This is a genomic window from Singulisphaera sp. GP187 (genome assembly GCF_900129635.1).
Lineage (GTDB): Bacteria > Planctomycetota > Planctomycetia > Isosphaerales > Isosphaeraceae > Singulisphaera.
This window is the reverse complement of sequence record NZ_FSRB01000001.1, coordinates 4,585,221-4,598,725: the sequence shown is the minus strand read 5'-3', so window position 1 is coordinate 4,598,725 and position 13,505 is coordinate 4,585,221. Positions and strand designations below refer to the sequence as shown.

The following is a 13,505-nucleotide window of genomic DNA, read 5'->3' as shown; positions in this document are numbered from 1 at the left end:
TCTCCGCGATTTCGCGGGACCTGGTCCTGGCCGTTGACCCTTTAACTAACGTCGTGGAGGGGAAGGGATGCCTCCCACACCAACATCGAGAGTTGACGCCACGGGGTGGTCTCGCCTTACCGACGTGATCATGCCGGTCACGATCGTAGGCGCGATCCTCGTCTTCGTGGTGCCGGTGCCACCGGCGGTGCTCGACCTGCTGCTCGCGGCCAACTTGACGCTTGCGGTACTCGTGCTCCTGACCACCTTGACGATCCGGACTCCGCAGGAATTCAGCGTCTTCCCGACCTTGCTCTTGACCACGACTTTGACCCGGTTGGTGCTCAACGTCGCGACGACCCGGTTGATCCTCACCAAGGGGGGAACCGACGGTCTCGACGCGGCGGGAGGCGTGATTCGGGAGTTCGGCGAATTCGTCGCTCGGGACCAGGTGATGGTCGGGGCGATTATCTTCGGCATCCTGGTCGTCATCCAGTTCGTCGTGATTACGAAGGGGGCCACCCGCATCAGTGAAGTGGCCGCCCGGTTCATGCTCGACGGCTTGCCCGGACGGCAGATGGCGATCGACGCCGACCTGCACGCCGGTTTGATCGACCAGCATGAGGCTCACCGACGCCGGGACACGGTCTACCGCCAGGCGGACTTCTTCGGAGCGATGGACGGTGCCGGCAAGTTCGTCCGGGGTGATGCCGTTGCGGGCGTCATCATCATCGCGATCAACATCGGTGCCGGTCTGTTCCTGGGCATGGTCAACCACGGGATGCCCCTGGCCGAAGCGATCAACGTCTACACCAAGCTGACGATCGGCGACGGGCTGGTGAGCCAGATCCCCGCGTTCCTGATCTCGCTGGCGGCGGGCTTGATCGTGACCCGGTCGTCGTCGGAGACGGACCTGGGCAAAGACGTGGTCGGCCAACTCTTCGGCCACCGGAGCGTCCTGGCGACCTCGGCGGCCTTCCTCGGCTTGCTGGCCCTGACGCCGCTGCCCAAGCTTCCCCTTCTGGCATTGGCGGGTGCCCTCGGTGGCGGTGCGTTTCTGATGGGAAATCGGCCTGAGGAGGTTGCTGAGAGCGACGACTCGGGAACGGACGAAGCTAACGAGCCCGCGCCCGCGGCCGAGCACGCCACCGACCGAATGGAGGACTTGCTCCATGTCGATCCGCTCGAGTTGGAGATCGGCTATCGGCTGATCGCCCTGGCCGATCCGACCCGCGGTGGGGATCTGCTCGACCGGCTCCGCACGGTTCGCCATCGGGTCGCTCGCGACCTCGGCTTGATCGTGCCGCAAGTGCGGATCCGCGACGAGATCGGTCTGGGGCCGCACGAGTACCGGCTCAAGATTCGAGGGACGGTGGTGGGGCAGGGGATCGCCTACGTGGGACGGCTCTTGGCGGTTCCTCCGGCTGGGCTGGTCGCTCGTCCCGACGGCCGCGACGGTGTGGAACCGGTCTCGGGGCAACCGGCGGTCTGGATTCATGCCGATGGCCGTGAGGTCGCCGAGCTGGCGGGCTGTCGGATCCTCGAGGCGTCGGCGGCCTTGGCCGGACACTTCGGTGAGATCGTGCTCGGACATGCCGACGAGTTGATGACTCGCGAGCAGACGGGCCGGCTCCTCGAACGGGCTCGAGCCACCGCGCCGGCCCTGGTCGATGAAGTGGTACCGGGCTTGTTGCGGGCTGGCGAGCTCCAACGCGTCCTTCAAAATCTCCTGCGAGAGCGGGTGAGCATCCGCGACCTGGAGACGATCCTCGAGACCGTGGCGGTGCATGCGGGGCGGGTCAAGGATATCGACCTCTTGACCGAGCACGTCCGGTGCGGCCTGGCGCGACGGATCACCGAACAATACAAAGGAACCGATGGCCGGCTTCGCGTGGTCTCGCTGTCGCGGCTGCTCGACGCCCGGCTCGCGGCGGCCGGAGTCCCGCCTGACACCAGGCCGGCCGCGGTCCTCGGGGCCGAGGCGGCGCGAAGCGTCGTCAGGGCGGTCGCTCTTGCGGTGGGGCCGTTGATCGAGGCCAACCTGCCACCGATTGTCTTGGGGTCGGCGGAAGCGCGGCCCGTCCTCAAGGACCTGACCCGCGCGGATCTGCCGCGGCTCGTCGTCCTCAGCCAGCGCGAGATCCCTCGGGACACGCCCGTCGAGACGCTCGGCATCGTGGTCGAGGAGGAACCGGCGGCCCTGACGTCGATCTCCACGGCCGTCACGGTCAATTGAGGAGTTAAGGAAACATCGAAAACTCTGGAAATGAAGAAATTGAGTAGTTTGGTGATGACGAATCGCTCGTAAATTCATAGCTTAGTCCGACCCACTCGCTTGTCGCAGTTGGTCAAGAGTCACAGCCAAGGGGATTGAGTAGGCATGAGCTTCAGAACCTACCGAGCCGGAACGATGAAGGAGGCCCTGGCCCAGGTGCGTCGGGATCTTGGCGGTAGCGCCGTGATCCTGGGCACCCGCGAGGTGCGCCGGCGTCGCCTGTTCGGGCTTGGGTCTCGTGAACTCATTGAGGTGACCGCCTCGAGCGACGCGTCGGCGTCGGTGACGGTCCCCAAGTCGACCGCCTCGCCGTCGGGAGCGCTCCAGGCCCAGTTCGGCGAACAGTTGAGCCGCCTGCATGCGATGGTGGAAGACTTGAGCAAGCACGGCCGGATCGATCACCTGCTCCCCGACTTGCCCAGTGAGCTGGTGCCGACCTACGCCCAGTTGCTCGAAGCCGAGTTGCCCGAGGTGCTGGCCCGCCGCCTGGTTCGCTACGTGGCCGAGCGGCTCGAACCCGAACAAGTCCACCGGCCCGAGATGGTCCGTGACGCGCTGTGCGACGCGGTCGAATCGTGCGTGCCGATCGCGCCTCCGATCGCCGCGGTCTCCGGCACCCGCCGGGTCGTGGCCCTGGTGGGGCCGACCGGGGTCGGTAAGACGACGACGGTCGCCAAGCTCGCGGCCAACTTCAAGCTCGCACACGGCTTCCGGCCCGGCCTGGTCACGGTCGACACCTACCGGATCGCGGCGGTCGAGCAGTTGCGGACTTATGCCGAGATCATCAGTCTTCCCCTGGCCGTGGCCAACGCCCCGAGCGAGATGCGGCGGGCGATCGACGAGCTCGGAGATGTGGATCTCGTGCTGATCGACACGGCGGGCCGGAGCCCGCGTGACGAGGTCAAGATTCGTGAGCTGGCTGACTTCCTGGCCGCCGCCCAGCCCGACGAGGTCCACTTGGTTTTAAGTGCCACCGCGAGTGAACGGAGCCTGCGTGCGGCCGTCGAGCGGTTCGCCTTGGTTCAGGCCGACCGCCTGATCCTGACCAAGCTCGACGAAGCCGACGGACTTGGCGGCGTGCTCTCGGTGCTCGGCCAGGCCGACCGCCCGGTGAGCTATCTGACCACCGGCCAGGCGGTCCCCGACGACATCGAGCCGGCGAACCGAACGCGCCTCGCCCGGTTGATTCTGGGACATGAAGCGGTGACATGATCGGAACGGCGCGGCTCCAAGCACGAGGGTCCCATGAATCGAATCCGGATGCCGGAACGGTGGAGCTTCGGGTTGCTGGCGACGCTGATCAGTCTGACCTTTGCGGGGTGCGCTGAGTTCGACGGCACTCGCGACCGTCAGGGAAACTTTCAATACAAAGACAAGCGAGCGGCGATGGAGGAGCAAGTGGAATTTTATAACAACAATTTCGCGGATAAGACTCATCCGTCGGTCTCGCTTGAGTGAAGACGTTCGACGGAGGGCGGGCCCTGGCTCGTCGTCGGTCGCCAGGCTCTTTCCGGGTAGGTGTCGTCCACGTATCGAGGAACGTTGAGGGATTCATGTCCGATCAAGCTGATGGACTGAGACAGTTAGTCCAGGCGCGGTCGGGGGCGACGGCCCTGGCCGAGCCTCCCGAACCTTGTCGGAGCCTCGAGGCGCCGGTGGGGACCCGGTCGCTGGTCTTGACCAGCGGCAAGGGGGGGGTCGGGACGTCGAACCTCGCGCTGAACCTGGCGATCGCCCTGGGGGAGTACGGCCGTCGGGTGGTCCTGGTGGACGCCGACCTCGGGCTGGCGAACATCGACCTCTTGTGCGGCCTGGCGCCTTCGAGTGACCTGGGCGACGTGCTGGCGGGCGACTGCTCCCTGGCCGACGCGGTCATGGCGGGGCCGGGCGAGATCCGGATCGTCCCCGGAGCGCACGGGATGCGGACTCTACTCGACGTCCTCGGTGACGGCCCGGCCCGGCTCGTCGCCGAACTGGCGGAGCTCGAGGCGGGCGCCGATTTCCTCCTGGTCGACGCCGGCTCGGGTCTTGGCCCGGGGATCGCGACCTTGGCGGCGGCGGCCGAGCAGGTCGTCATCGTCACGACCCCCGAGCCCACCTCCGTGGCCGATGCGCACGCTGTCATTGGCCGGTTCCGCCGGCTGGCGGGACCGTCGCGACTGCGGACCGTGATCAATCAGGCCGTCTCGTCGGCCGAGGCCTCGGACGTCCAGTCCCGCCTCAGCGCGTCGAGCCGGCAGTTCCTGGGGACGGTGGTGACGGGGCTCGGTCACGTCCGGTCCGACCCTCACGTCCCTCTGGCTGTTCGCATGCGTCGGCCGTTCGTGCTCGCTTACCCCGGCTCGATTGCCTCACGAGGAGTACGTCGGTTGGCACGCGACCTGATCGAAGAGCATCAGCCCAGGAGCCTCCGTCCTGGATTCTTTTCCGCCTTGGCGGCGCGCTGGGCTTTGAGCCGGGTGGCCCGCTGAGACCGGTTCGTTTCCCGAAGGCGACGGGCCGGAACTCCGACCGTGCGGCCGAGCGGATTATGAAGAAAGTTTCGACGATGACGCTCAAGCTGATTCTGTCGATTGGACGATAAGTAAGATAGATCCGGTTCCTTGGACCGTGAAGGGTCATGGGGTGGGACGGGTTCTCGAGACTCTCGATCGAGGATCTTGGCTGTGCTCTCGCGATGCCGCGACCGCAGCCCGGCTCACTGTCTCACTCGATGCACATGGATGTGCCCCCCTTCGCGCAGCCGACATGGAGGTCAAGGATGTCAACCAAGCTGGACGTGGACGTGACAGAGCTCTGGCGAGAGTTCAAGGAACAGCCCACCACGCCCTTGCGCAACCGACTGGTGGAACGGTACTTGCCATTGGTCAAGTACAACGCCGAGCGGATCTGGCAGCGCCTGCCCGAAGGGGTCGATCTCGACGACCTGATCTCGGCGGGTGTCTTCGGCCTGATGGATGCGATCGACGCGTTCGACCTGACCCGCGGGGTCAAGTTCGAGACCTACTGCGTCCCTCGAATCCGCGGGGCGATGCTCGACGAGCTGAGGACGATGGACTGGGTCCCCCGTCTCGTTCGCTCGAAGCATACGAAGATGGAAGAGGCCCGCAAGTCGCTCGAGGCCCAGCACGGTCGGCCCCCGACCGATGCCGAGCTCGCCGAACGCCTCGGCCTACCTCCCGAAGAGTATGAGAAGATGGCGATGGATGCCAACGCCGTCGGACTCATCAGTCTGAACAAGAAGTGGTACGAAACCGACAGCTACAAAGACGTCCGCGAGATCGACATTCTCGAGGACAAGAAGGGGGAAGACCCCACCCGCCGGCTTCAGCGCAAAGACCTGATGCGGATGGTGACCAAGGGCCTGAACCGCAACGAACGCCTGATTATCATCCTCTACTACTATGAAGAGCTCACGATGAAAGAGATCGGCGCCACGCTCGACCTGAGCGAGTCGCGGGTTTCCCAGATGCACTCATCGATCATTCAGCGTCTCCAGTCCCAGCTCTCGACTCGCCGCCCCGAATTCGGCACCTGAGCGAGCCTGCTGCTGCCGCCGGGGGCCACCCCACTCGCCCCCCCACCTTCTTCTTTCCGGGCCCGTCCCGGCGTCCCCCACCCAAAACGCGGGGGACGCCGGGACGGGCTCCCGCGCCCGTTTCGAAACCATTCGGCCAAACTTCGTCGCTCGCCTCAGAGCCGAGCCGAGAGCATCAACTCCCTGGCTTCGGGCCGAGTCCAACCCCCGACCGTCAGCGAGCGGACACTCCCCGCCTACCAGAACCAAAGCGGCAACATCCTTGTGTCTTCGTCTTCCTGGGACGGCGGACGGGACGCCCGCGGTCCCAGGAGGGGAGCTTGAATCGGTCGGCGAGGCCATACATGGCCATGTGCTGGAGATCCCAACGATCGTGAATCGTCGGGCCGGGCTCCAATAATCGGAATCGGCTGACGAATCACTCCAAAGGACTCATGGCGTCGGGATGGACATCCGCGAGGGCCCCACGTGACGACCCAGGGCAGCGAGGATCAGGCCATGCTCGATCAATTGGATTCCGCCTTGATGAGGGCGATCAAAGGGGCGATCTGGTTGCCGCTCGTGTACTTCCCTCGGCAACTCCAAAAATCGTTCCCGCTGGTGATGAGGCTTCTCCGAATCGGTCTTTTGCTCACGATCTGGATCGCACTCGTTTTCGGCCCCGCCATGTTCCTGGGTGAGGTCGACGAAGCCGTGGTCGGGGTGATGATCTTGGCCTGGACCGTACTCGCGCTCGCCGGTTCGATTGGGGGCGTTTTGCGGTTCCGAAAGCTCACGCGCGCCATGGCCAGCAGCACACAGAAGCCCCAAGACCTCAAAGAGGCCTTCGTCTGAAGGCTCTGGCTCGCTCCTCGCCCCCCCCCTTGCTCGATACCCGCAAACGCGCTCGTTCCCGCACGCGGGTTGGCAACGTCTTGAAGCGGCAGCCGCGTGCGCATCCCGTTGGTAAGTGAACTGCCGTCGGGCCGCTGTCGCTGTCAGCAACACACCCTCAACCAGCGAAATCCAGAGGGGCGGGAGGGCTTCCTTGCAACGCAAACAAGTTTGGGAGCATTTTATCGGGACGATCCTCGTCGGTGTTTTCGCAGGTTTTCTTGTCGTCTCGGACTTGAACTACAGCCTCCGAGCCAGCATTGGAGAAGCCGTCGTCGTCACCAGCGGGTATCACTATCGCGGTGGTGTGACGATCGCGGAAGCGGTTCACGGTGTGGATGGCAAGCTGGTCAGAGGAACGCTACGAGCCTGGTATGTCTCCTTGAAAAAAGGCCAGGGAGTGAGGGTTCGCTATCTTCCCAACGAACCGGGGGAGTTGGTGTTGGACCGATTCTGGCAACTCCATTTTGCACCCGTCTTGGGAATCGTGATCTTAGGAATCACCGTATTTTGGGAATCGTCGGAATTTGCTGCCTTGGGTCGTCGGAATGGGAGTGGCCTTGGCGGTTAGGCGTCCCGAGGGGCCGAAGCGGCCGATCGGACGAACGCGTTGAGGTCCTCCGCCTCGCGGGTGCCGTCGAGAAAGCGGAGCGGGGTACGGTCAGGATGCCATCCGAAGTGGACCTCGACGCCGGTCCTCTCCACCTGCCGTGAGGGGGGCACTTCGCCCCAATCATCACGTTCGCTGTCTCCCTCGGCGGCGCCGAGCCAGCGGGCGGAGGTATTGATGTAGAGCACGCTGGCCGCGTCGATGACGTAAGCTCCCGCGGCGAGCCAGCTCTTTTTCGGTTCAATCATGACAGCAAGCACCCCCACGTACGATTCCCGGGACAGCGAATTCACCGTCTGAAGACCAAACTCAGCGGACCAGCCCGCCAAGGAGGACTCTTCCGGAGTCAGATCATCCACCCTCAACCGTTTCCCCGGCAGCCATTTGCCGCACCTTGTCCCAGTTCAACAGCCTTGCATGAATCTTCCAAACCCTCGCTTGTTTACGCGCGATTCCCCAATCCCTGAGTAACGCTCCCAGGAAAACGCCGATCATCACGTAAGCCAGTGGCTGGAAATTGATCCAGGAGAACCAGGCAATGGCGATGGAGATCATGATCGCGAGCAACAGGTGGTTTTTGAACTGCCGGCGGTAATGCAGCCCAAGTGAGTTGCCCTTCTCACGCGTTTCGAGCAGCAACACGGCCGGCCGGCGCTCAAGAGTGTTTGATGAAGCCACTGTGCTTTCGGGGGCTTCATAGCGATTGGACTCGAGCATGGCCCCTCTGAGTTTGAGTTCACGAATCGCTTGATTTCCTACCAATGCTCACTGACTTATCGCCGCGTCGCCTGAGAGAGACGGTTCCACTGGCCCTGAGACTTGATGTGTCTGCCCATCCTCACCGAGCCGGACAACCGATCCGTCGATTTCCGTCCAGGTCGTTCCTGGCTTTACCTTTCGGGCGTAGCAATGCGTTTGGTACGGGTAGAAGAGATTGTCGAGCGCTTGCACCGCCAAGCTGGGACTACCATCCGATTGGCAGCCGCAGATTGCCAGAGTCAGGAATGTGAGGAAAGCGCGGACACGCATGGGGGAATTTCCGTCCGGAAGCTTGATCTGACTTGGTGAATGTATCGGTTGGGCGGGTTGGGCGGCCTGAGGGAATATTTGGGAAACGTAAGCGATGATCAATCCCGGCTTCCTGTGACAGGTCAGGCTCTTCATGAGACGCCTCACTCTTCGGTAGCGATCTGGCGGGCGTTGGCGTAGACTTCACTCGGGAGGCTCGCGGTGACGAACTTCCCCCCCGCGATCGATGAGCACCACGAATAATCATAGAATCAGGTGCTTTAATTGGGGTATTTGGTGGATTCGGCAGCGGTGGGGGATGGTCGCGAGACTTGGGAATAGGCCGGGGATAACTTCCGTGGTTGGCATCGGTTAGGATGTCAGACCAGATGTTTGGAGGGAGTATACGGGAGGGTCACATGGAAGCCTACACACCGACAGTCCAACGGATGATGAAACGGCTCTTCGGCTCGTTGAAAGAGAACGACCGGCGGCGGTATGCGGCGATCGAGGCCGCGAAGTTGGGGCACGGCGGGGTCGAATACATCGCGGGTGTCCTGGAGTGCGACCCGAAGACGATCCGGTTAGGCCTCGGGGAGTTGGAAGGCGAGGACGACCTGGACACGGGCCGCACTCGCAAAAAAGGGGCGGCCGGAAACGGTTGATCGAGGTCGACCTGGCCGTCGAAGTGAAGTTTCACAAGGTCCTTGAGGATCACACCGCGGGCGACCCGATGCGACTTGAAGTGAAATGGACCAACTTGTCGCGGCGCCAGATCGCCAAGCGGATGGAGGAATTGGGGACACGCGTCAGTCGCGACATCGTCTCGAAGTTGCTCCGGAAGCATGGTTACCGCAGGCGGAAGGCGGTGAAGAAGAAGACGATGGGGCCGCGCCACCCGGATCGCAACGCCCAGTTCGAGAATATCTCCCGTCTCAAGAAGAGGTACTTGAAGGCCGGCTTGCCGGTAATCAGCATCGACACGAAGAAGAAGGAATTGCTGGGCGATTTCCAACGCGACGGGGTGATCGATACTCAAGAAACGATCGTGGTCAACGACCATGACTTCGGGAGCATGGGCTCGGGTACTGTGATCCCGCACGGGATCTACGACGTGGGGCGGAACCTTGGATTCGTCCACCTCAACACCAGCCACGACACCAGCGAACTGGCCTGTGACAGCATTGCGGCTTGGTGGGAATACCACGGTCGGTTGGCCTATCCCGGGGCAAAGAAACTGCTGGTGCTGTGCGACGGCGGAGGTAGCAATAGTGCGTCGAGATATGTATTCAAGGAGCAACTTCAGAAGTTGGCGAATCGGCTGGGCATCGAGATCCGAATCGCCCATTACCCGCCGTACTGCTCGAAGTACAACCCGATCGAGCACCGCCTCTTCCCGCACGTGACGCGGGCCTGCCGCGGGGTGATCTTTCGAACGTTGGAGACGGTCCAGTACTACATCTCCAAGACCGAGACTGCCACGGGCTTGAAGGTGGCAGTGCGAATCCTTGAGAAGGTGTATCAGACCGGCATGAAGTGCGCCGAGGGATTCAAGGAGGGCATGAAAATTGTCTTCGACAAAGTCCTGCCCAAATGGAACTACCGGGCTCTCCCCAAACCAGCATGAAAACGGGAAGTTATTCCCGGCCTATTCCTTGACGGGCCACCCAAACCTCCGGTCTTATCTCTTTGGGGGCCATGATCCTTCTCCAGGATGGCCTGGACGTACGTTGACTTCTGATTCTGCGAAGTTATTATATCAGTGCAATGGAAAGGCGAATTGGTTCGCTGCGAGGGGCGGGATGCATGTCGTCAGCCGCAAGAAACTGAAGGAGTTCGCCAAGGCCTACCCCGCATCCGAGACGGCTCTTGAATCGTGGTATCGGTTGGTCAAGAACGCACGGTGGAGCAGCTTCGCCGACGTCCGGTCCGACTACCCTTCTGTCGACCAGGTCGGCAGCCTGGCGGTCTTCAATATCGGCGGCAACAAATTTCGCCTGATCGCGGTCGTCATGATCAAGGCGGGTAAGGTTTACATTCGGGCCATCCTGACTCATGCTGAATACGACCGAGGTTCCTGGAAGGGCGACCAGCCGAAGCCGAAGGGCACGAAGAAGCCAAAGGAGAAGGAGTGATGGCAACGCGGGCCGCTCCCCTGACGCGATACATGGAACTGGTGGCGGCCTATCCGCTCCGGCCGATTCGTTCGGAGGCTGAGCTTGACCGGGCTATCACGGTGATCGACTCCCTGATTGATCAGGAGAAACGCACCAAGGACGAGGAGGATTACCTGGACGTCCTGGGAATGCTGGTCGAGCAATACGAAGAGACTCATTACCCGATGGGGAACGTGTCCGGAGTCAATATGCTCATTCACCTGATGGAAGCCAAAGCCGTGACCCAAACCGGCGTGGCTCAGGGGGCTGGGCTTCCGCTCTCGACGGTCTCTGAGATCCTGGCTGGCAAGCGGAAACTCAACGTAAAACACCTCACGGCGCTGTCGCGATTCTTCAAAGTGGATCCGGGACTTTTCATCGACCAGAAGTGAAGTAAGGATTGCGGATTCTGCTTGGGCTCGCGGAATTCACGCTGAGTCGTGACATGAGGACGGTCGGTTCTTACGTGACGAATACGATTGATGTTGCGGACTTCCTACCTCCGCAACGGTCTCCCTTGAATGTTCTCGCCAAGATCAATTCCTATGGTTCAATATTTATCTCTTGCGAAGTTTGTTGCTTTCTCTCGGCGCCCTTTGGTTCTCGTTCTCCTTTCCGGCTTCGGTTGCGCCGTGGCACTCTCCATTCTCTTGCGATTCGCGCAAGAGGATCCGTCGGTTCATGGTCTCATCAAGGCCCTGCATGATGAGAATCAAGAGGTCAGGCTCCGAGCTTTGAATGCGACCCTTCACAGTTTGGAATCGATTCGAGGCTTCGGCAGGGAAGGCGAATTCGAGCCCAAGACGATCGACCAATTTCTTCGGCGATTTGGTTGGGGATCGACGACATTCGTCAAAAGCATCGGCAAGTGTCTGAGCTCGAGGGATCCCGCCGTACGCAAGAAGTCCTCTTACCTGCTCAGGATTTTCGGCGGGAGGGCCAGTCCGGCGTTCGCGTCGCTTGTTCCGGCCCTGGATGATCCCGAGCTCGAGGTTCGGCGGAACGCGATCGGGACGGTCGGTCGAGTGGGACGACCGGAGACGGAAATCGTGCCGATCCTCATCCGAAAGATGAAGGATCCCTTGGAGAACATCCGGGAGGTCGCCGTGTTCGAACTCGTCGAACAGTTCAAGTTCGCCACCCCCGCCATTGACCAAGCAACCGGTAAGTTCCGCCAGACCAATAACGCTCGGGTCGCCTCGACGATCCCGAGCCTGATCGCGGCCTTGAAGGATCCCATCGTCCAGGCCCGGCGCGGCGCAGCTCATTGCCTCTTCAGTCTCGGCGATTCCGCCGAGCCGGCTCGTCGTGATCTCGCCGTCGCCCTAGCGGATCCCGACGACATCGTCCGACTGTTCGCCGCCAAAGCCATGGTCCTCCTCGACCCCAAGAATCAAACAGCCTTCGCGATTTTGATGGATGCGTTTCCCCAGGTCGTTTTCGACCTTCGTGCGCTAAATTACGCGCCACCCGCGGGCGAGGCCCGAGAGGTCATTCTGCGGATCGGTCCAGCCGCGATCCCCCTGTTAATCAAAAATTTAGCAAACAATCAAAATGATAGGAATGGTGTGAATATTGAGATTGCTCACCTCTTGGGGTGGTTCAGGGGGGAGGCCGTCGACGCCATCCCGGCATTGGCCATGGCCTTGAGTCACACGCAAAACACCAATGTTCGTCAGCAGTCCGCTTGGGCCCTCGGTGAAATCGGCGGGGCGGTCAAGATCGACCAGTCACCGCTGATTTCCGCTCTCCGAGACCCTGAGTTCATGGTGCGGTCCACGGCGGTGCGGGCCTTGGGATCACTGCCTCACCTGGATCAGAATGCGGTGGTGGCTCTGGAAGAATCCCGACACGATAAAAATGGTGAGGTCCGTGCCGCAGCCGAGACCGTACTGCAAAGTGCGCGATAAGAGGGCGTGAATCCGTCTCTATGGTCTTGACCAAGAAACGGCGATCCTGTTCCAGTCGGACTGGAATTGGGTGTTGAGTTGGCGGACGAGGGGCCGCTGCCGGAACACGATCCCCAACTCACGGTCCTGGCTCGCCTCGGTCGTGTCGATGTCGATCGACCCGAGGTAGGCCGTCCGGCCGTCGACGATCATCGTCTTGGCGTGCATATACGGCATTGCGTCCGGGGGGGGAGCCTGCTCGGTCGTCACGCGGACGTCGACGCCCTGGCCGGCGAGGAAGGCAATTTGAGGGACGTTGGTCGCGGCCCCGCGGGGGACTGTGGGGGTGATCATGCGGACGTGTACCCCGCGATGCTCTGCGGCGACCAACTGGCCTTCGAGGTAGGGATCGTTGAGCAACTCGGTCGTGACGTCGATCGAGCGTCGGGCCGACTGGATCAAGTGCGAGAGCTTGGCCGTCGCGTCGGTCGGGCCCCAGATCAGGTCGGAGACATGGAGGGCGGGAGTCGGGTTGTACGCGGGGGTCGGCGCGCCCGGAGGCGCGGAGAAGGCCCAGTCGGTGTCGAAGACCGACGTCACTTCGCGGATGATCTTCCGGTTCGATAGGACGAGGCCGTAATCGCGCGTGTCCTGAAACGTCTCCGGCACCAGGCACATCGTCATGATGAGGACCTGGCGCTGGTCGATCACCAACTCCTTCTCGAAGCTCTGGGGGAAGACCGAATTGCTCAGGTGAACCGGCACGTTCCGCGCGAGGAGTGTGGCGATCTCCGCCTGCTCCGGAGGCTTATTGTGGTAGTCGGCCTGATCGACGATGACCTTGACGTCGACCCCGCGCGCGACCGCGGCGGCCAGCGCATCCCCGATTTGCGGGTCGCTGAGGTTGCAGATCCCCAGGCGGATTTCGGTTCGAGCGGAGTTGATCGCCTGGACGATCGGCGCCCGGCCGGCCTGAGGTTCGATGAAGAGCGAAGGGGCACTGAGCAACGGACCCGCCCTGCCGAGACTCCGCGCTTCGGTCGTCGGTCTGAGGGCCGTGAGGAGTGCTCGCTCTTCCAAGGTCTCACACGTCGGCCTGGCAATCACCTGTCTCCGAGATCCGCGCGCGGCCATGGATCGACCCTCCGAGGGATGAGAGTTGCGGGAACGAACACGA

15 protein-coding genes are annotated in these 13,505 nt (G+C 62.3%); 12 read left to right on the top strand and 3 right to left on the bottom strand.

The genetic code is table 11. The features are described 5' to 3' along the window. Positions 1–130 precede the first annotated feature (130 nt). From BUS42_RS17760 to BUS42_RS17730, 7 genes are all read left to right on the top strand, one after another. Positions 131–2,215 (top strand): flagellar biosynthesis protein FlhA, encoded by a 2,085-nt coding sequence (locus BUS42_RS17760; protein ID WP_254053587.1) that lies wholly within the window; start codon positions 131–133, stop codon positions 2,213–2,215. Between the two features lie 144 nt (positions 2,216–2,359). After that, positions 2,360–3,466: a flagellar biosynthesis protein FlhF gene (locus BUS42_RS17755; protein WP_074308398.1), complete on the top strand. Its 1,107-nt coding sequence runs from the start codon at positions 2,360–2,362 to the stop codon at positions 3,464–3,466. A gap of 33 nt (positions 3,467–3,499) precedes the next feature. Beyond that, positions 3,500–3,712, top strand: a complete 213-nt coding sequence (locus tag BUS42_RS17750) for a hypothetical protein (RefSeq protein WP_074308397.1) — start codon at positions 3,500–3,502, stop codon at positions 3,710–3,712. 95 nt (positions 3,713–3,807) lie between these two features. Then, positions 3,808–4,725: a P-loop NTPase gene (locus BUS42_RS17745; RefSeq protein ID WP_074308395.1), complete on the top strand. Its 918-nt coding sequence runs from the start codon at positions 3,808–3,810 to the stop codon at positions 4,723–4,725. Between the two features lie 290 nt (positions 4,726–5,015). Beyond that, positions 5,016–5,792 (top strand): FliA/WhiG family RNA polymerase sigma factor, encoded by a 777-nt coding sequence (locus BUS42_RS17740; RefSeq protein ID WP_015250513.1) that lies wholly within the window; start codon positions 5,016–5,018, stop codon positions 5,790–5,792. Between the two features lie 498 nt (positions 5,793–6,290). Then, the gene (locus BUS42_RS17735; RefSeq protein ID WP_254053586.1) at positions 6,291–6,626 is read left to right on the top strand and encodes a hypothetical protein; all 336 of its coding nucleotides are present in this window, start codon (positions 6,291–6,293) and stop codon (positions 6,624–6,626) included. Positions 6,627–6,819: 193 nt separating this feature from the next. After that, entirely contained in the window at positions 6,820–7,236 is a 417-nt protein-coding gene (locus BUS42_RS17730; RefSeq protein ID WP_074308391.1) for a hypothetical protein, read from the top strand. Here the strand turns inward: BUS42_RS17730 and BUS42_RS17725 are convergent. Both BUS42_RS17725 and BUS42_RS17720 read right to left on the bottom strand, forming a co-directional pair. Beyond that, positions 7,233–7,523: a hypothetical protein gene (locus BUS42_RS17725; protein WP_143206360.1), complete on the bottom strand. Its 291-nt coding sequence runs from the start codon at positions 7,521–7,523 to the stop codon at positions 7,233–7,235. The genes BUS42_RS17730 and BUS42_RS17725 overlap by 4 nt on opposite strands. Positions 7,524–7,626: 103 nt before the next feature. Beyond that, positions 7,627–7,992, bottom strand: coding sequence for a hypothetical protein (locus tag BUS42_RS17720; RefSeq protein ID WP_074308388.1), 366 nt, complete (start codon positions 7,990–7,992; stop codon positions 7,627–7,629). 710 nt (positions 7,993–8,702) lie between these two features. On the opposite strand from BUS42_RS17720, the gene BUS42_RS44385 reads away from it, so the two are divergent. From BUS42_RS44385 to BUS42_RS17695, 5 genes are all read left to right on the top strand, one after another. Continuing rightward, on the top strand, positions 8,703–8,948 hold the full coding sequence (locus tag BUS42_RS44385; RefSeq protein WP_074306014.1) for a hypothetical protein: 246 nt from the start codon (positions 8,703–8,705) through the stop codon (positions 8,946–8,948). Further along, a complete protein-coding gene (locus BUS42_RS17710) occupies positions 8,945–9,910 on the top strand; it encodes an ISAzo13 family transposase (protein WP_074308387.1) in 966 nt (321 codons plus the stop codon). Before BUS42_RS44385 ends, BUS42_RS17710 begins: the two co-directional genes overlap by 4 nt. A 175-nt stretch (positions 9,911–10,085) precedes the next feature. Next, entirely contained in the window at positions 10,086–10,418 is a 333-nt protein-coding gene (locus tag BUS42_RS17705; RefSeq protein ID WP_074308385.1) for a type II toxin-antitoxin system HigB family toxin, read from the top strand. Then, positions 10,418–10,831: a helix-turn-helix domain-containing protein gene (locus tag BUS42_RS17700; protein ID WP_074308383.1), complete on the top strand. Its 414-nt coding sequence runs from the start codon at positions 10,418–10,420 to the stop codon at positions 10,829–10,831. Before BUS42_RS17705 ends, BUS42_RS17700 begins: the two co-directional genes overlap by 1 nt. Positions 10,832–11,488: 657 nt before the next feature. Then, the gene (locus tag BUS42_RS17695) at positions 11,489–12,349 is read left to right on the top strand and encodes a HEAT repeat domain-containing protein (protein WP_254053585.1); all 861 of its coding nucleotides are present in this window, start codon (positions 11,489–11,491) and stop codon (positions 12,347–12,349) included. Between the two features lie 18 nt (positions 12,350–12,367). Here BUS42_RS17695 and BUS42_RS17690 read toward each other — a convergent pair whose 3' ends face one another. Beyond that, positions 12,368–13,462, bottom strand: a complete 1,095-nt coding sequence (locus BUS42_RS17690; protein WP_074308379.1) for a phospholipase D-like domain-containing protein — start codon at positions 13,460–13,462, stop codon at positions 12,368–12,370. Positions 13,463–13,505: the final 43 nt, after the last annotated feature.